The sequence below is a fragment of the Kitasatospora sp. NPDC048239 genome (assembly GCF_043202015.1).
GTDB lineage: Bacteria > Actinomycetota > Actinomycetes > Streptomycetales > Streptomycetaceae > Kitasatospora.
In genome coordinates this window covers 252,749-267,044 of the sequence record NZ_JBICZP010000002.1, presented here as the reverse complement: position 1 = coordinate 267,044, position 14,296 = coordinate 252,749, and the positions used below count along the sequence as shown (strand labels likewise).

Annotated in this window: 26 protein-coding genes; 22 read left to right on the top strand and 4 right to left on the bottom strand. The window is 73.6% G+C overall.

Annotated elements, in window-relative coordinates; translation table 11 throughout:
• Positions 1-36: 36 nt before the first annotated feature.
• The 4 genes from ACGFZP_RS05355 to ACGFZP_RS05340 all read right to left on the bottom strand — a co-directional run bounded on the left by ACGFZP_RS05355 (position 37) and on the right by ACGFZP_RS05340 (position 4,753).
• Complete coding sequence (locus ACGFZP_RS05355; protein ID WP_392928819.1) at positions 37-2,100, bottom strand: thioredoxin domain-containing protein; 2,064 nt, start codon at positions 2,098-2,100, stop codon at positions 37-39.
• Between the two features lie 112 nt (positions 2,101-2,212).
• The gene (locus tag ACGFZP_RS05350) at positions 2,213-3,646 is read right to left on the bottom strand and encodes a tyrosine-type recombinase/integrase (protein WP_392928817.1); all 1,434 of its coding nucleotides are present in this window, start codon (positions 3,644-3,646) and stop codon (positions 2,213-2,215) included.
• Positions 3,616-4,050 carry an ImmA/IrrE family metallo-endopeptidase gene (locus ACGFZP_RS05345; RefSeq protein WP_392928814.1) on the bottom strand — a complete coding sequence of 145 codons (435 nt, stop codon included), beginning with the start codon at positions 4,048-4,050 and terminating at the stop codon, positions 3,616-3,618. Before ACGFZP_RS05345 ends, ACGFZP_RS05350 begins: the two co-directional genes overlap by 31 nt.
• 124 nt (positions 4,051-4,174) lie before the next feature.
• On the bottom strand, positions 4,175-4,753 hold the full coding sequence (locus ACGFZP_RS05340) for a helix-turn-helix transcriptional regulator (protein ID WP_392928812.1): 579 nt from the start codon (positions 4,751-4,753) through the stop codon (positions 4,175-4,177).
• 155 nt (positions 4,754-4,908) lie between these two features.
• On the opposite strand from ACGFZP_RS05340, the gene ACGFZP_RS05335 reads away from it, so the two are divergent.
• The 22 genes from ACGFZP_RS05335 to ACGFZP_RS05230 all read left to right on the top strand — a co-directional run bounded on the left by ACGFZP_RS05335 (position 4,909) and on the right by ACGFZP_RS05230 (position 14,274).
• The gene (locus ACGFZP_RS05335) at positions 4,909-5,124 is read left to right on the top strand and encodes a helix-turn-helix domain-containing protein (RefSeq protein WP_392928810.1); all 216 of its coding nucleotides are present in this window, start codon (positions 4,909-4,911) and stop codon (positions 5,122-5,124) included.
• Between the two features lie 16 nt (positions 5,125-5,140).
• Positions 5,141-5,416, top strand: a complete 276-nt coding sequence (locus ACGFZP_RS05330; RefSeq protein ID WP_392928808.1) for a helix-turn-helix transcriptional regulator — start codon at positions 5,141-5,143, stop codon at positions 5,414-5,416.
• Positions 5,417-5,513: 97 nt separating this feature from the next.
• Positions 5,514-5,942 carry a hypothetical protein gene (locus ACGFZP_RS05325; RefSeq protein WP_392928806.1) on the top strand — a complete coding sequence of 143 codons (429 nt, stop codon included), beginning with the start codon at positions 5,514-5,516 and terminating at the stop codon, positions 5,940-5,942.
• Positions 5,939-6,250 carry a hypothetical protein gene (locus ACGFZP_RS05320; RefSeq protein ID WP_392928804.1) on the top strand — a complete coding sequence of 104 codons (312 nt, stop codon included), beginning with the start codon at positions 5,939-5,941 and terminating at the stop codon, positions 6,248-6,250. Before ACGFZP_RS05325 ends, ACGFZP_RS05320 begins: the two co-directional genes overlap by 4 nt.
• 41 nt (positions 6,251-6,291) lie before the next feature.
• On the top strand, positions 6,292-6,567 hold the full coding sequence (locus ACGFZP_RS05315) for a hypothetical protein (protein WP_392928802.1): 276 nt from the start codon (positions 6,292-6,294) through the stop codon (positions 6,565-6,567).
• The gene (locus tag ACGFZP_RS05310; RefSeq protein WP_392928801.1) at positions 6,564-6,734 is read left to right on the top strand and encodes a hypothetical protein; all 171 of its coding nucleotides are present in this window, start codon (positions 6,564-6,566) and stop codon (positions 6,732-6,734) included. Before ACGFZP_RS05315 ends, ACGFZP_RS05310 begins: the two co-directional genes overlap by 4 nt.
• 13 nt (positions 6,735-6,747) lie before the next feature.
• A complete protein-coding gene (locus ACGFZP_RS05305) occupies positions 6,748-6,954 on the top strand; it encodes a hypothetical protein (RefSeq protein ID WP_392928799.1) in 207 nt (68 codons plus the stop codon).
• A gap of 66 nt (positions 6,955-7,020) precedes the next feature.
• The gene (locus ACGFZP_RS05300) at positions 7,021-7,227 is read left to right on the top strand and encodes a hypothetical protein (RefSeq protein ID WP_392928797.1); all 207 of its coding nucleotides are present in this window, start codon (positions 7,021-7,023) and stop codon (positions 7,225-7,227) included.
• 32 nt (positions 7,228-7,259) lie between these two features.
• Positions 7,260-7,865, top strand: a complete 606-nt coding sequence (locus ACGFZP_RS05295) for a hypothetical protein (RefSeq protein ID WP_392928795.1) — start codon at positions 7,260-7,262, stop codon at positions 7,863-7,865.
• Between the two features lie 89 nt (positions 7,866-7,954).
• Complete coding sequence (locus ACGFZP_RS05290; RefSeq protein WP_392928793.1) at positions 7,955-8,986, top strand: helix-turn-helix domain-containing protein; 1,032 nt, start codon at positions 7,955-7,957, stop codon at positions 8,984-8,986.
• Positions 8,983-9,636: a hypothetical protein gene (locus tag ACGFZP_RS05285; protein ID WP_392928791.1), complete on the top strand. Its 654-nt coding sequence runs from the start codon at positions 8,983-8,985 to the stop codon at positions 9,634-9,636. Before ACGFZP_RS05290 ends, ACGFZP_RS05285 begins: the two co-directional genes overlap by 4 nt.
• Positions 9,633-10,010, top strand: a complete 378-nt coding sequence (locus ACGFZP_RS05280; protein WP_392928788.1) for a hypothetical protein — start codon at positions 9,633-9,635, stop codon at positions 10,008-10,010. Before ACGFZP_RS05285 ends, ACGFZP_RS05280 begins: the two co-directional genes overlap by 4 nt.
• Positions 10,011-10,155: 145 nt before the next feature.
• Positions 10,156-10,425 carry a helix-turn-helix transcriptional regulator gene (locus tag ACGFZP_RS05275; RefSeq protein WP_392928786.1) on the top strand — a complete coding sequence of 90 codons (270 nt, stop codon included), beginning with the start codon at positions 10,156-10,158 and terminating at the stop codon, positions 10,423-10,425.
• Positions 10,426-10,469: 44 nt separating this feature from the next.
• Complete coding sequence (locus ACGFZP_RS05270) at positions 10,470-10,742, top strand: hypothetical protein (RefSeq protein ID WP_392928783.1); 273 nt, start codon at positions 10,470-10,472, stop codon at positions 10,740-10,742.
• A 94-nt stretch (positions 10,743-10,836) separates the two neighbouring features.
• Entirely contained in the window at positions 10,837-11,601 is a 765-nt protein-coding gene (locus ACGFZP_RS05265) for a DNA-methyltransferase (RefSeq protein WP_392928781.1), read from the top strand.
• Positions 11,602-11,665: 64 nt separating this feature from the next.
• A complete protein-coding gene (locus ACGFZP_RS05260; protein ID WP_392928780.1) occupies positions 11,666-11,905 on the top strand; it encodes a hypothetical protein in 240 nt (79 codons plus the stop codon).
• A gap of 12 nt (positions 11,906-11,917) precedes the next feature.
• A complete protein-coding gene (locus ACGFZP_RS05255) occupies positions 11,918-12,703 on the top strand; it encodes a hypothetical protein (RefSeq protein WP_392928779.1) in 786 nt (261 codons plus the stop codon).
• Positions 12,704-12,766: 63 nt separating this feature from the next.
• Positions 12,767-12,991, top strand: coding sequence for a hypothetical protein (locus ACGFZP_RS05250; protein WP_392928777.1), 225 nt, complete (start codon positions 12,767-12,769; stop codon positions 12,989-12,991).
• Positions 12,988-13,458 (top strand): helix-turn-helix transcriptional regulator, encoded by a 471-nt coding sequence (locus ACGFZP_RS05245; RefSeq protein ID WP_392928775.1) that lies wholly within the window; start codon positions 12,988-12,990, stop codon positions 13,456-13,458. Before ACGFZP_RS05250 ends, ACGFZP_RS05245 begins: the two co-directional genes overlap by 4 nt.
• A complete protein-coding gene (locus ACGFZP_RS05240; protein ID WP_392928773.1) occupies positions 13,455-13,625 on the top strand; it encodes a hypothetical protein in 171 nt (56 codons plus the stop codon). Before ACGFZP_RS05245 ends, ACGFZP_RS05240 begins: the two co-directional genes overlap by 4 nt.
• Entirely contained in the window at positions 13,622-14,128 is a 507-nt protein-coding gene (locus ACGFZP_RS05235) for a hypothetical protein (RefSeq protein ID WP_392928771.1), read from the top strand. The genes ACGFZP_RS05240 and ACGFZP_RS05235 overlap by 4 nt, the downstream gene beginning before the upstream one ends.
• Complete coding sequence (locus ACGFZP_RS05230; RefSeq protein ID WP_392928769.1) at positions 14,125-14,274, top strand: hypothetical protein; 150 nt, start codon at positions 14,125-14,127, stop codon at positions 14,272-14,274. Before ACGFZP_RS05235 ends, ACGFZP_RS05230 begins: the two co-directional genes overlap by 4 nt.
• Positions 14,275-14,296: the final 22 nt, after the last annotated feature.

Below are 14,296 nucleotides of genomic sequence, written 5' to 3'. Positions count from 1 at the left end.
CGGGGACAAAGCGTTTTCCACCGGCCCGGACACCTGCTACCGGGCGGTGCCGCCCAGCCGCTCCAGCAGGACCTCCGGGTCCGTGGTCGGCGCGTCGCAGCTGAAGTGCCGGCAGACGTACGCGGCGGGCGCACCGCCGACCAGCGGGCGATCCGCCAGCAGCGGCACCTCGTCCGACCCCGGGCCGCCGTCCGCCGCCGGCTCGCCGAGGGCGACCACCGCGCCGGGCGCGGTGCCCAACAGGGCGGCCCGGTGCAGCGCGGCCGTCGCCGGATCGCCGGCCGGGCCGACCACGGCGACCTCGCGCGGCCCGTCCGCCAGCGCCTCGGCCGCGGCCAGGCCCCAGCCGATGAAGCGCGGGGCCCGCGAGGCGAGCGCCCCGACGATGCCGAGGGCCCGCTCGGCGGCGGTGCGGTGGCGCGCCGAACCGGTGTACGCGGCGTAGCCGAGCAGGGCGTTGGCGGCCGCCGTCCAGCCGGACGGGGTGGCGTTGTCGGTCGGGTCCTGCGGGCGCCGGATCAACTCCTCGGCGTCGTCGGCGGTGTCGTACAGCGCACCGGACGCCTCGTCGGCGAAGTGCTTCAGCACGGTGTCGAGCAGCCCGCCGGCCAGCTGCAGCCACTCCGCCTCGCCGGTGACGGCGTACAGCGCGAGGAAGCCCTCGGCGGTGTCGGCGTAGTCCTCCAGGACGCCCGCGTTGGCACCGGCCCGGCCGTCCCGGGAGGTGCGCAGCAGCCGGCCCTCGGGCGTCAGGTGGACGGCGAGCAGCAGGTCGGCGGCGCGCTCGGCGGCCTCGACCAGGTCGGGGCGCTCCAGCAGGGCGCCGGTCTCGGCCAGGGCGGCGATGGCGAGGCCGTTCCAGGCCGCGACCACCTTGTCGTCCCGGGCGGGCGCCGGCCGCTGGGCCCGCGCCTCGAACAGCCGGGCCCGGACCAGCTCGGCCGCGGCCTGGTCCTCGGGGTCGCGCAGCAGCTGCAGCACCGAGGAGCCGTGCTCGAAGGTGCCCTCCGGCGTCACCTCGAACAGCTCCGCCGCGTAGCCGCCGTCCGCCTCGCCCAGCACCTCGGCCAACTGCCCGGGCGTCCATGCGTAGTAGGCCCCCTCGGTGGACTTCCCGCTCGCCGGGTCGAGGCTGTCCGCGTCCAGCGCCGAGGCGAACGCGCCCTCGGGGGTGCGCAGTTCGCGCAGCAGGAAGTCGGCTGTGGCGAGCGCGACCCGGCGGGCCCGCCCGTCGCCGGTGGCGCGCCAGAGGTGCAGGTACGCGCGGAGCAGCAGCGCGTTGTCGTAGAGCATCTTCTCGAAGTGCGGCACCACCCAGCCGGCGTCCACCGAGTAGCGGGCGAAGCCGCCGCCGAGCTGGTCGTGGATGCCGCCGCGGGCCATCGCGTCCCCGGTGCGGACGGCCATCTCCAGGGCGGCCTCGGAGCCGGTCCGGGCGTGGTGGCGCAGCAGGAACTCGATCACCATGGCCGGCGGGAACTTGGGCGCCCCGCCGAAGCCGCCGCGGGCGGCGTCGAAGGAGCGGCTGAGGGCGACCAGCGCCTGGTGCAGGTCCGCCTCCCCGGGCGGCTGGTGCACCCCGCTGCCCGTCGAGTACACCGAGGCCCGCTCGGCCAGATCGGCCCGGATCCGGGCGGCGACCTCGCCGACCTCCTCCCGCCGCTCGCGCCAGGCGCTGTCCACACCCTCAAGCACCTGCCGGAACGACGGCATGCCGTGCCGGGGCTCGGGCGGGAAGTACGTGCCGAAGTAGAACGGGTCCTTGTCGGGCGTGAGGAAGACCGTCATCGGCCAGCCGCCCTGCCCGGTCGCGGCCTGCACGGCCTCCATGTACACCGCGTCGACGTCCGGCCGCTCCTCCCGGTCGACCTTCACCGCGACGAACCGCTCATTGACGTACCCGGCCACCGCCTCGTCCTCGAAGGACTCGTGCGCCATCACATGGCACCAGTGACAAGCGGCATACCCCACGCTCAACAGCACCGGCACCCCCCGCCGCCGGGCCTCCTCGAACGCCTCCGGGGACCACTCCCACCAGTCCACCGGGTTGTCGGCGTGCTGCTGCAGATACGGCGAGGTCGCGCCCGCGAGACGATTCACGCCGCCACCCTCTCACGGCGGCCCGGGGCCGGAGGGAATGCCGTGGCCACGGGTCGGCGCGTGCCCGGGTGGGGCCGGGGCGGCGGCCGCCCGTCCGGTCAGGCGGGCGCCGTCACTCCTTCGGGGACTCCGGCTCCTCGACGAAGTTCACGCGCTTGAACTGCTTGTTCATGCCCGCCTTGGTGTCGCCCCCAGCCCCGACCAGCGTGAACTCCTCGGCCCATCGGGCCAAGGCGGCTGCCAGGGAGTCCTGAGGGAGATTTTGCGGCTGGGGAGCATCGAACCAGTCGTCGATCGCTGCGAGGCCTCGCTGTACGGCGCCCGGCACCATGTGACCGTACACCTCCAGAGTAATCTTCAGCGAGGCGTGGCCCATCCACGAGCAGACCGCGGCCGGGGCCTCGCCGGCACCGAGGTTGACCGAGGCGTAGGTGTGGCGAAGGCAGTGGTAGCCGTGCTCACGCGTGTCGCCGTACGTCTTTTTCGGCCGCCGCCACTTCACCGGCGGCAGCGTCGAGAGGTCGAGCCGCGCGATCACGCCCGCGGATTCCAGCGCTGGTTTCCAGTAGATGCGGTTGAAGACGTCGGCACCCACCGGTTCGCCCGCGCCTGTCACGACCAGCAAGTGCGCGGTCCGCGGCCTGCGCTGCTTGACCTCGGCCTCGGTCAGCGGCTCCTCGGGGTCCTGCCAGGGCAGCGTCGTCGACACCGGAGTGTGCTGGGCCAGGTGCTCACGGATCCGAGCCGCCAGCCGCGGCGCGACCGGCACGCGCCGGGTCTTCTTCCCCTTCGGGAGGCAGTAGTAGGCCCGGCCGTGCACGTCATGGCGGAGCTGGCGCTGAACGAAGACGGTCCCGGCCTCCCAGTCGAAGTCCTCCGCCCCGAGGCCGAGGGCCTCACCCTGCCGCAGGCCGAGGCCGGCACCGAGGTCAACCAGGACCCGGTAGTGCTCCGGCAGGCCGTCCCGGATTCCGTCGACCGTCGACCGGGCCCAGGCCTTCGCCTTGCGCCCCTCGCCAGCCTCCGGCCGCAGCTCGGAGTGCTCCCGGCAGGGGTTCTCCGCGATCCGCCGGCCCTTACGCGCCGCCTCCAGGATGCTGTTCAGGTGCGCCCAGATCGCCTGTGCTGAGCTCGACGCCACCCGCCTAAGCAGGTCCTTGCGCCACTGCTTGAGCACCTCGTAGTCGATCTCATTGAGCTGGAGGTGCCCGAGCAGCGGAATGACGTGGTTCCAGACCCGGCTGCGGACGGTGGAGCGGGACGACGGCGGGTACTCGGTGCTCGGCCACCACGTGGTCTCGATGTAGTCCCCGAGGAGCACCTGGCCGTCGCGCGAGTCGACGAACTTGCCCTCCGACTTCTTGACGGATGCCTCGTCCTTCCACTTCTTCGCGTCGCCGGACGTTTCGAAGGAGCGCGATCGGACTCCGGGGATGCCGGCGACGCGGTATCGCTTGCCCTTGCCCCAGAGCGCGGTGCGCCGGCGCTTCCCGGTCTCCGGGTCAGGCCGCTTGGTCAGCCAGCGATCTTCGATGTACCCAGCCACTGGGCACCCCCCTCCAGGTCGGCCCCGCGGGTCCGCAGGATCCAGGTCGTGACACCGAGCTCCTCGGCCATCTCCGCCTCGCTGGTAGCCCACTGCCGCACCCGGCAGAAGTCCGACAGGGCCACCAGCTTTCGGGCGGCGCGCAGGTCGGCAAGCCGCTCGGCCCTCAGCCCGTCTCGCCCGCCGCACCCGGTGTCGCCGACGAGGATGTGCTCCAGCTCGTGCGCGAGAACGCATCGCTCCTCAACCGGGGACAGCCCGGTGGCGATGACCACAGCGCGGTGTGCGGGGGACCAGACCCCCCAGGTGTCCCGCAGCCACTGCCGGACGATGGGTATTCCCATGCGGTCCAGCTCGGCAAGCGGGTCGTGCGACAGCCCGGCGACAACAGCGGCAGTGGGCATGCCTCTCCCCCAAAGATCCTGACGTGTGGGAGGCATGCCGGGAGACAGATTCTGGCATATGCGCACGAGGAAACGTGAGGAAATAAGCACGTTAAGTTACGCGTGTCGCGGGTATGTCGGGGAGTTACGGATCCTGACGGCGCCCGCGGTTGTACTCCTCCAACGCCTGCTCGATCCGCACCGCGTCATCCTCCGGCACGCCTGCGTCACCCTCGGCCCACGCGTGCGGCCGATACGCGGCCAGGCCGTACCCAGACTGCTGCACCGCCTTGGGCTGCCCCTGGGGGATCGACCGGAGCAGGCGGTCCGCCACCTCCTCCAGGACATCGCGCAATGCGGGATCGCCGCCGGCCGCCACCGCCGCACGGGCAAAGCGACCGACGAACGGGTACAGGTCCAACGGCGCTGCCGCCGGGGGCATTGGCGCTGGGCCTGGATGCGGCCTGGCCTCGGCACCAGCGAGCAAGTAGTCCTCGACCGCCCCGGGGGCCCACTGGAGGATCTCGCCAACCTTGTAGTAGCCGTCAGGCACTCGGTCGGCGCGGGCGGGCGGCCGCCCGTTCTCGTAGTTGCTGATCGACTTCCGGTCAAGGCCAGCGGCGCCCGCGAGCTCTGCCTGCGTCATGCCGATCTTCACCCGCGCCTGTCGGATTTTGCGACCGAGCGCGGCCCAGTCGAGGCCAGCCTCTCCGGCTGCGCTCATCACGGGCTCCCAGATACCTCGACGGACAACGATAGGCAACAGCATCCCAGATCGCTGCCCATCCGTGCGCGTCGGGTTCCCGCCATTCCCCCAGGTGAGAGCAATCATTCCGCTTCATTGCTCACAATGCCTTGCCATTGCCCATCATTGCTCATATGGTTCTCGGTGTGAGAGCGCACGGACCGAACATCCGGCACAGGCGCGAACGGTCGGGCTACGGCCTGCGGCGGTTCGCCGCCTTGGTCGGTGTCTCACCTGCGCACCCGTCCCGAATCGAACGAGGGCAGCGCGGCGCCCAACCCGAGGTGATCAAGCGGATCGCCGCCGGGCTGGGTGCCGAGATCACCGAGATCGCTGATCTCTCCCAATGAGCAATGGAGGGGAGCAATGAGTACTAGCGGACCCGAGAAGCACCTCCTCACGCTGGAGGAGGCTGCGGCCTACATCGGCCGGTCGACCAAGGGCCTGCGCGGCCTCCGCGAGCGCAGGAGCGGCCCGCCCGGGTTCCGGGCTGGTGGACGCGTGATGTACCGGCGGACTGCCCTCGATGCGTGGCTCGACGCGCAGGAGGCGAATGACTCCCGGTCGAACCTCGCGCTCGACCCGACCCGCCAGGCCCCCGAGCCGCGCCGGCCGCGACGCCAGCAGCCGCTCGCCGCCTGACCCCAAAACAGGTTCGGGCCGCTCCCCACGGATTGCGACCCCAGGAGAGCGACCCCGGGCCCACCGATCAACCCGAAACGAAAGGAGGTAGGCCCGCATGATCGAGCCTACCCGTGCCCCCGCCGGTATCCCCCCGGCGGCCGCCCCCTACGTCCCGCAGCGGACGGTGCTCGCCGGTATCGCGGTGCTCCGCACCCGCGCCGGCCTGCCCGCTCAGTCCATCGACGCCGTCGAGCTCGCCCCCGATGGCCGCCGGGCCACCGTGACCGCCTCGATCGGAGAGCTGTCCGCCTGGTACTCCGCGTCGGCGCCCCGCAGTGCCGTCGTCGGCGGCCGGGACGAGACGGGCCCGAACGGACTGACGCGTCCCTCCGGCGGGCTGCGCTGGGTCCTGTCGTACGGGCAGATCCCGGGCTGCCCGGGCGTGATGCTGTCCGTCGTCGCCGAGACCACGGCCTCCGGGTCCCTGCCGGACACTCCGCTGGTGCGCGCCCTGCACCCGCGGGGCCTGGGAGTGGCGGCGTGAGCGCCCTCGACCTGGCGGCGCAGGCAGCCGCGATGCAGGCCGTGGTCCACCTGACGCGCATGGCCGCCGGGTCCGGCGCGAGCGAGGCACCGACCTGGACGGTCGACGCGGCCGGCGCGGTCGTCGGCCAGTTCAGCGGACCGCGGGCCCTGATGGCCTTGGATGGCTGGCGGCAGACGATCGGGACGCACAGCGTGTGGTCCGACCGGGTCGCCGGCGGTCTCCGATGGACGATCGTCGCGACGGTCCAGGACGTGATGGTGCGCCTGGTCGCAGTCGCCCCGGCCCGGACGGCGGTGGCGGTGTGATGCCCCCCGCCCTCGCAACGATCGCCGCACTTCATGTCCTGGTGGCTCAGCACATCGAGTTGGGCAGCCTGCCGCTCGTGTGGCGGGTCAACTCGGACGGCGCGCTGTTTGTGGAACCCGACGACCGCAGCCCTGAGGGCCGGGACGCGGTGCGGGCTCTGGCGGCGGCGCTCGGCGTCGACACGGACGAGTCGGAGATCACGAGCAAGATCGACGGCCAGCGCCTGTCGGTGGTGTCGCTGCACCACTCGACCATGATCGCGGGCTCGCCGGTCTACGCCACCGCGTACCTGCCCGTCGAGGACGGTGCCCAGTGAGCAATTCCCTCGGCCCGATCGCCTCGGGCGCGATCCTCTCCGCCCCCGTGGCCGCCGCGGTCGCCATCGCCTACTGGCCGAGCCGCGAGCAGCTCGCGCGCCGCCGTCGGCGCCGCGCCTACCGGCGCGCCCGCGCGGCCGCCCTTCCCCGCCCGCGCAACGACTGACCGGAGGCTCCTGATGCCCGCTCCTCAGCCCGAGTCCGCCGACGTCGTCATGCGGCGCACGGTGGTCGACCACATCGCCAACGGGCTGTCGAGCGGGCGGCCGGAGGTCATCACGGCCGCCCTGAGCCTGCTCACCGAGCTGGACCTGGCCGGCGTGCCGGTCGGTGACGAGGTCAACCAGGCTCTCGTCACGCTCCCTCCGGCCTGGCGCCGCCGGTGACCGGCGGCCGCCGGGCAGTGGCTGCCCGCCGATGACCGCCACTGCGGCCGGACCGCCCGGCCGTACGTGGTCGGCCCCCGGTGCCCCGCGCACACCCCGGCGGCCCAGGCCGGACACCCGGAGTCGCAGCCCGGGCCCGGCTACACCCCGCAGACCCTGCCGACCCCGGCCTCGGCGAGCGCCCTCGTCGACGCGCGAGCGATCGCCTCTGGCAGGCGCCGCAGCACCACCCAGACCTACCGCCTCGCCCAGGCCGCCACCGGCCGCAGGTGAAGCCCCGAACCACCTGCAAGGAGGAGACCGCCATGGTCCCGCTGTTCCCGCCCGTCAGCAGCAGCGTCGGCATGTACGGCCCGGACGCCGAGCCGCTCACCGAGGGCCCCCGCTTCGTGAAGACCGAGCGGATGCGCCGCTGGCACCGCGTGCGCTCCGGCGTCCGCTACTGCACCGGCCGGACCGTCTACCACCTGTGGTGTCAGGGGGCCGTGTTCGACGACCAGTTCCTCTCGAAGGAGGCGGTGCCGGCCGACGCCGAGGTGTGCGGGCCGTGCGACGGCCGCGCGGTCGGCGCCGGCCAGGAGCCCGAGGGCCCCGCCGGACGGCTGCTGGTCTTCAACCCGCGCGACAACGAGCTGCCCGGAACCTGCCCCGGCTCCCGGAAGGAACGGCTGACCCTGGCCATCCCGCCCGGCACCGTCGGCCAGTGCCTGGCCTGCCTCGACCTGCACCCCGTGCGCGCCATGGGCGGCCCGTACGACCCGCGCAACGCGATCACCCGGCACGCCCCCGGCGCCGGCCTGGTCACCCCGTGCCCCTTCCACCGCTGGAAGTACCTGGAGCCCTCGCCCGACGGCGCCCTGCGCTGCTCGTGCGGGCGCACCCTGCGCGAACCGGCCCCGGCTGCGGCCTGACGACCCGGCACCGAGCGGCCGGGTGGCGGGCGAGCCGAGTCCTCGCCCGCCGCCCGGCGACCACCCCACCTACCGCCCGGAGGGCACCCTTGAGCACCACCCGCACCCGCCCGGCCAGCCTCCCGGCGGCCCGGCACACCTGGACCACGCGGCTGCGCGCCGAGGTCCTGCGTGTCCGCAGCCGCGACCTGGCGGCCGTGGCCCGGATCGGGGTGTGGCTCGCCTCCTACGCGGACGCCGACGGCGGCCGCGCCTTCCCGGCGCGCGAGACCCTGGCCTCGCTGGCCGGCTGCGGGGTCGAGTCGGTCACCCGCTCGCTGCGCGTCCTCACCGAGGCCGGAATGCTGACTCAGCAGCGGCGCCCCAACGCGTCGACGGTCTATCAGCTGATGGTTCCGATCCTCCCGGACACGGAAGAGATCGACTGGCCCCGCCACCTCCTCCACTACACCGAGACCCGGCAGCGTCGGGCCCGGGCTGCCGAGAAGCAGGAGAGCATCGCCGCGTCCGAGGCCGCCAGGGATGTCCGGACAGCGTCCTCGGACGCGGTCCGGACAGCGTCCTCGGCGGGGGTTCCGGACAGCGTCCCCGGCGGGGGTTCCGGACAGCGTCCGCGAACGCCTTCCGAGGTTCCGGACAGCGTCCCCGGACGCCCCCGGACAGCGTCCCCGGACGCGGTCCGGACAGCGTCCCCGGCGGGCGCCTACAGATACCTACCTACCTACGGTAGGGACAGGCTCCACGACCACCGCGCGCGCGTGGCCCCGGGCCAGGTGCCGGCCGCACCGGGCGCCGCCGAGGACGACGAGGCCGCCGTTACCCGGCTGGCCTCCGCAATGCAGGCCGCCGGCATGCGGGTGTCCTGGCCGCTGAGCCCCGACGAACGCGAGCAGCTCGCCCGGCAAATCGCCACCGTCGGCGCGGACGCCCTCGTCGAGTACGCGGCCCGCGTCTGGCGCACCGTCCAGGACCGGCCCTTCAGCGCCCGGTTCTTCCTCACGCAGTGGCTCACCCTCCAACCCCTCCCCGACGGGACGCCCGGCGGCGCCGACGGTCCGAGTCGCACCGGGACCTACCTCGCCGCCATGGCCGCCCTCGCAGACGAGATGAGGCAGACATGACACCCGACCTGATACCGCGGCTCATCGCCGAGATCGCGCTCGCGGACCCACGGGTCCGCAAGGACGACGACGCCGAGCAGCGGGCACAGGCCCTGATGTGGGCCGCCGCACTCACCGGCGTGCCGTACGACTTCGCGCTGCGGGCCGCCCGCGAGCACTACCGGACCTCGCCCTGGTCGGTGATGCCCGCCGACATCGCGACCCGCTGGGACACCTGGAGCAGGGCCCGCCTCGCCCGGCACACCGACCCGACGCCCGCCGTCGACCCGGACCGTTCCGGCGCTTGGTGCCGCGAGCTCGGCGCAACCCGGCGCGCGGTCGCGGTCGGCGAGGCCGAGCCCACCCCGGCCGCGATCGCCGAGGGCCCGCCGCTCGCCGTCGCCGAGCTCGTCGCCGGTATCGGCCGCACCCCGCCGACCCGGGACGACGCCGCCCCGTACATCCCCGCCGACGTCCGCCAGGCCCTCGATCAGTTCCGTACCGCGCGCCGCGCCGAATGGACGATCCCGTGCCCCGTCCCGGCATGCCGGGCCCGGCGCGGCGACCCGTGCACCCGTCCCAGCGGTGGCCGACTGAACGGCGACGAGCTGAGCACCGGCAGCCACCCGAGCCGCCTGGACGCCTGGCTCGTCCAGCAGGCCGCCGCGTGATCCCGCCCGCCGCCGTGCAGATCATCCGCACCGCCGCGCACGACGCCGCCCGGGCCGGCCACAGCCACCCCGACGCGCTCGCCGTCCGTATCACCGCCGCCCTTGTCGAGGACGGATGGCAGATCACCCCGGACCTCCTCGAGGCCCCCGACGACTCCCCCACCACCCCGAAGCCCTGGAGGACCGACATGACCCTCGCGCAGGTGGTCACCGACCACCCCCTCGTCCCCGCCGTCAACCCCTGCGACCCCGACCTCTGCCTCGGCTGCTGGATCGCCGACGGCGACTCCGTGCCCTGGCCCTGCGGCCCGCTGCTGCGCGTGGCCAAGGTCGAGGCCATCGAGGGCGGCTGGAACATCACCGCCTGCTCGTGAGCCCCTGTTCGTCCTCGTCGCCACTGCCATCGGCCTGACCATCCTCGGCCGAGACACGGTCGGCGGGGCCACCCCGCAACCCGCAACCCGCAACCCGCAACCCGCAACCCGCAACCCGCACCAGCCTGATCCCCGGGAGCCCGTTATGCCCCCCGCCCGCCCGGCACAGCTCGGTCAACGGCTGAGCGAGAGTGAACTTCGCGTCATGCGGCTGGTGATCAACGGCCGCAGCAACATCGAGATCAGCCGCGAGCTGTTCATCAGCGAACTCACCGTCAAGTCGCACCTCGGCCGCATCTTCCGCAAGCTCGGCGCCCGCGACCGCGGGCACGCCGGCGCCCTGTGTATCGCGACCCGCCAGCTCCACCCTCGCGAGGTCGAGATCATCGCGATGCCCAGCGCGGTCGCGTTCTGACCGCAGCCCTGTCGGACCTGCCCGACCGCGCCCAGGAGAACCCCATGACCCAGCACCTGACCGCCGCCGCGCCCCTCGACCTCGACGCCATCCAGGCCCGCACGGTGGCTGACAAGGAGCTCCGCGGCGCCGTCGTCACCGCCATCGTCAACGACGCCACCAAGCCCCGCGCCGAGGGCCGCCTCGACGCCGCCCTCGACGTCGTCGAGCAGTGGACCGACCACTGCATCGGACCGCAGACCCGCAACCTCCTCGACGAGATCCGCGCGGCGCTCAACCCGGAGCCCGCCCCCGGCGACCCCCAGCCGCCCGCCTGACGGCCCCGCAGCGCCGGACCGGACCCGTCGGCCACCGCCCGCCCGCAAGGACGCCACACGCCCGCACAGCCCCGCCGCGACCCCGAGGAGCACCGTGCCCCAGCCCTACTACCAAGACGACCACGTCACCCTCTACCACGGCGACAACCGCGAGCTCCTCCCCGCCCTCGGAATCACCGCCGACCTAATCGTTACCGACCCGCCCTACGGGATCATGCAACGTACCGGCAGCTGCACCTGGGACGAGTGGCCGGACGACTGGGTCGCGCTCGCCGCCACCGTGGCCCGCTCCATGTGGTGCTTCGGCACCGCCCGCATCTTCCTTGATCACTACGCCGATTTCATCGCAGCCGGCTGGCGCATGTCCCAAGACGTCATCTGGGCCAAGACCGCCGGCACCGGCGTACAGGCCGACAGGTTCCGGCGTGCACACGAACACGTCTTCCACTGGTATCAGGGGCCCTGGAGCGACATACACCACGAGACGCCGCGGGTACCCAGCAACCGCCCGAAGACGGGCACCGTGAAGCGAGCCCGGGGCGGCCGTGGTGACACCTACACCCACCGGCCAGCCGGCACATGGACCGACGACGGCCTCCGATGCCAGCTGTCCGTCATCACCGCCTCCGCCGTAAGGGCCCGCCGACACCCCACCGAGAAGCCCGTCCCAGTGCTCGACCTGCTGATCCGCTACGGCAGTCCCGAGGGCGGCCTCGTCGTCGACCTGTTTGCTGGCTCCGGCAGCACCCTCGACGCTGCCCGCCAAGCCGACCGCCGCGCCATCGGCATCGAGGCCGACGAACGCTACTGCGAAGCCGCAGCCCGCCGCCTCTCACAGGCCACCCTGCCCGCAGCCTGACGCCCCCCGCGCCGGACCGGTCCAGCCCCGAACCGCGCGCGCCACACCCACCACGGAGACCCGCATGCAGATCCGCATCACCCACGGCGCCACCGACCAGCCCGACGAGATCATCTCCGTCATCACCCCGACCGGCGACGACGGATGGAAGTACACCGACGTCGACGGCGACCGCATCGCCGTCTTCACCGCCGACATCAACGGAACCCCCGGCGTGTACTTCCGCACCGACCCGAACGGCTCCTCGATCCCCCTCGCCGACCTCGACGCGTTCGTCGATGCCGTCCGCACCCCGACCAGCTGAGGACCCGCCACCATGACGACCCGGCCGCACGGATACGCCCGCTACAAGCTCGACGGCTGCCGCTGCAACACCTGCGGCTGGGCCGTTGCCACCTACCGCGACCACCGCGAACACCTCATCCGCCGCGGCCAGTGGCAGCCCTACGTCGACGCCGCCCCCGCCCGCGCGCACGTCGTCGACCTCAAGGCCTGCGGCCTGGGCGAGCGCACCATCGCCGCCCTCGCCAGCCTCGACCGCAAACGCATCCGCGACCTGACCCACGGCCGGCCCGAGCGCGGCACCCCGCCGCCCGCCCAGATCCGGCCCGCCACCGCCCTCGCGATCCTGAACGTCGAGCCCACCATCGACATTCTCCCCGGCAGCCTGATCATCGACGCGACCGGCAGTATCCGCCGCCTCCAAGCGCTGACCGCAGCAGGCTGGCCACAGGCCCAGCTCGCCGACCGCATCGGGTCGACGCCGGGCAACATCTCGGCCCTGCTCCGCCGCGACCGCACCATCGTCCGAACCGCCCGCGCCGTCCGCAGCTCCTACAACGAGCTGTGGTCCACCGACCCGCTGACCGAGGGCGTGACCGCCCAGGCCGTCGCCCGCGCCCGCAACCACGCCCGTGCCAACGGCTGGGCGCCGGTGGGCGCGTGGGACGACGACACCATCGACGACCCGGCCGCCGTACCGGACTGGACCGGGGAGTGCGGCACCGCAGCCGGCTACTGGATCCACCGGCGCGAGGGCATCCCACGCTGCCAGCCGTGCATCGAGGCCCGAGCCGCCCAGCGGCAACAGCACGCCGCCTGACCCCTGACACCCGTCTGCCGCCCGTCACCACGGGCGGCCCCACCCCGGCCCGAGGAGCACCCCGTGACCGACCAGCCCGCCGACCTGCTCGCCGCCGCCGTCAACCGACTCCGAACCGGAACCTGGATTGCCGCCCCCGCCCTCGCCCGGCCGCTCGCCGACTGGCTGGCCCACGAGGCCGCCTACCAGCTCCACCTCGACGAGACCGGCCAGGACGGCGCCGAGGACTCCACCCACGCCCTCGCGGTCGCCCGCGCGGTGCTCGGCCAGGACGGCGGCCCCCGATGACCCGCCCCCTCACCATCCGCGAGGCCGAAGTCCTCCGCTGGACCACCCAGAGCTGGAGCACCGGCCGCATCGCCACCGCCCTCGGCATCGCCGCCAGCACCGTCCGCGCCGCCCTCGCCCGGGTCCTACGCGCCCTCGGCGTCCGGACCGTGGACGAGGCGATCCAGCGCCACCATGGGGCGGCTGCGGACCAGGTCCCCACGCCCGAGCAGGAGCCGGCTGCGACGACCCGTCCCGCTGACGGTCCCCGCCCCCGCCTCTTCCACCTCCAGCGCGATCACGATGTCACCGGCGTCTCCGGCACCGGCGTCGTCGCCTGGGGCGTGCAGTGGCCCGACGGCACCGTCACCATCCGCTGGACCGGCGACCGGCCGTCCACCGTCAACTGGGCGTCGATCGACGACGCGGTCCACGTCCACGGCCACGGCGGCCACACCCGCATCGTCTGGGCCGACGGCACCGAGTGACCGCCCCAGCCGCGGTGGCCGGCGCCCTCATGGTCGCCGGCTCGACCGCCCTCGTCCTCGCCCTCTGCCTCGCCGCCGCCGAGGACGACCAGGACCCCCAGCAGCCCGACCCCGTCCGCGCCGACGCCGAGCACAGCGACCTCATCCCCGGGAGCCACCAACCATGACCCGCCCCACCGCACCCTCCGCCGACCAACTCGACCACCTCGTCGACACCGCCAGCCGCCGCCGCCTCACCCCCGACGAGGACGCCGCCCTACGCGCCGGCGTCCGCCAACTCCGCGCATCCCTCGCCGGCGCCGGGGCCGCCGCCCGCCGCGCACCTACCCCGACCTACCTCGCCCAGCTCCAGCAGCAGGCCGCCCGCGCCGGGCGGTACCGGACCGCCTGGCAGTCCGCCCGCCGCCGCGCAAGCCAGGAGCACGGCATCGTCGACCGGCACCGCGCCGACCACATCGCCAGACTGCTCCACGCCATCGAGGCCCACCCGGCCGCCCCCTGCGCCTCGTCCAGCGCGGTCCCACCTGCCGACCACGACGTCCACATCTCAGAGGACGAGGACGGGTGGCGCGCCTTCTGCTGGACCTGCGGTGAGGCCGAAGAGGACCTCGGCTCGAAGCACGACTCCAACGAATGGGCCGAGCGTCACCTGGCAGAGGCCCAGCCGTGAGCGGCGCCCGCGGCGAGGACGAGCGGTTCACCACCGAGGCGCTCGCCCTGTTCACCGCCGACGACGAGTTCCCCCGCGACCCCCCACCCCCGCTCAGGCCCGTGGTCGACGCCCCCAGCATCGACAACTACCCGCCCCTCGCCTGACCGCGCCGACGAGACAGCACAG

Excerpts from the sequence above, each read along its gene's own strand:
- ACGFZP_RS05330 (WP_392928808.1), top strand. The coding sequence starts at position 5,141 with ATGAGTACTAGCGGACCCGAGAAGCACCTCCTCACGCTGGAGGAGGCT.
- ACGFZP_RS05345 (WP_392928814.1), bottom strand. The coding sequence starts at position 4,050 with ATGCCCACTGCCGCTGTTGTCGCCGGGCTGTCGCACGACCCGCTTGCC.
- ACGFZP_RS05305 (WP_392928799.1), top strand. The coding sequence starts at position 6,748 with ATGCCCGCTCCTCAGCCCGAGTCCGCCGACGTCGTCATGCGGCGCACG.
- ACGFZP_RS05340 (WP_392928812.1), bottom strand. The coding sequence starts at position 4,753 with ATGAGCGCAGCCGGAGAGGCTGGCCTCGACTGGGCCGCGCTCGGTCGC.
- ACGFZP_RS05255 (WP_392928779.1), top strand. The coding sequence starts at position 11,918 with ATGACGACCCGGCCGCACGGATACGCCCGCTACAAGCTCGACGGCTGC.
- ACGFZP_RS05260 (WP_392928780.1), top strand. The coding sequence starts at position 11,666 with ATGCAGATCCGCATCACCCACGGCGCCACCGACCAGCCCGACGAGATC.
- ACGFZP_RS05245 (WP_392928775.1), top strand. The coding sequence starts at position 12,988 with ATGACCCGCCCCCTCACCATCCGCGAGGCCGAAGTCCTCCGCTGGACC.
- ACGFZP_RS05270 (WP_392928783.1), top strand. The coding sequence starts at position 10,470 with ATGACCCAGCACCTGACCGCCGCCGCGCCCCTCGACCTCGACGCCATC.
- ACGFZP_RS05325 (WP_392928806.1), top strand. The coding sequence starts at position 5,514 with ATGATCGAGCCTACCCGTGCCCCCGCCGGTATCCCCCCGGCGGCCGCC.
- ACGFZP_RS05285 (WP_392928791.1), top strand. The coding sequence starts at position 8,983 with ATGACACCCGACCTGATACCGCGGCTCATCGCCGAGATCGCGCTCGCG.
- ACGFZP_RS05235 (WP_392928771.1), top strand. The coding sequence starts at position 13,622 with ATGACCCGCCCCACCGCACCCTCCGCCGACCAACTCGACCACCTCGTC.
- ACGFZP_RS05275 (WP_392928786.1), top strand. The coding sequence starts at position 10,156 with ATGCCCCCCGCCCGCCCGGCACAGCTCGGTCAACGGCTGAGCGAGAGT.
- ACGFZP_RS05335 (WP_392928810.1), top strand. The coding sequence starts at position 4,909 with ATGGTTCTCGGTGTGAGAGCGCACGGACCGAACATCCGGCACAGGCGC.
- ACGFZP_RS05295 (WP_392928795.1), top strand. The coding sequence starts at position 7,260 with ATGGTCCCGCTGTTCCCGCCCGTCAGCAGCAGCGTCGGCATGTACGGC.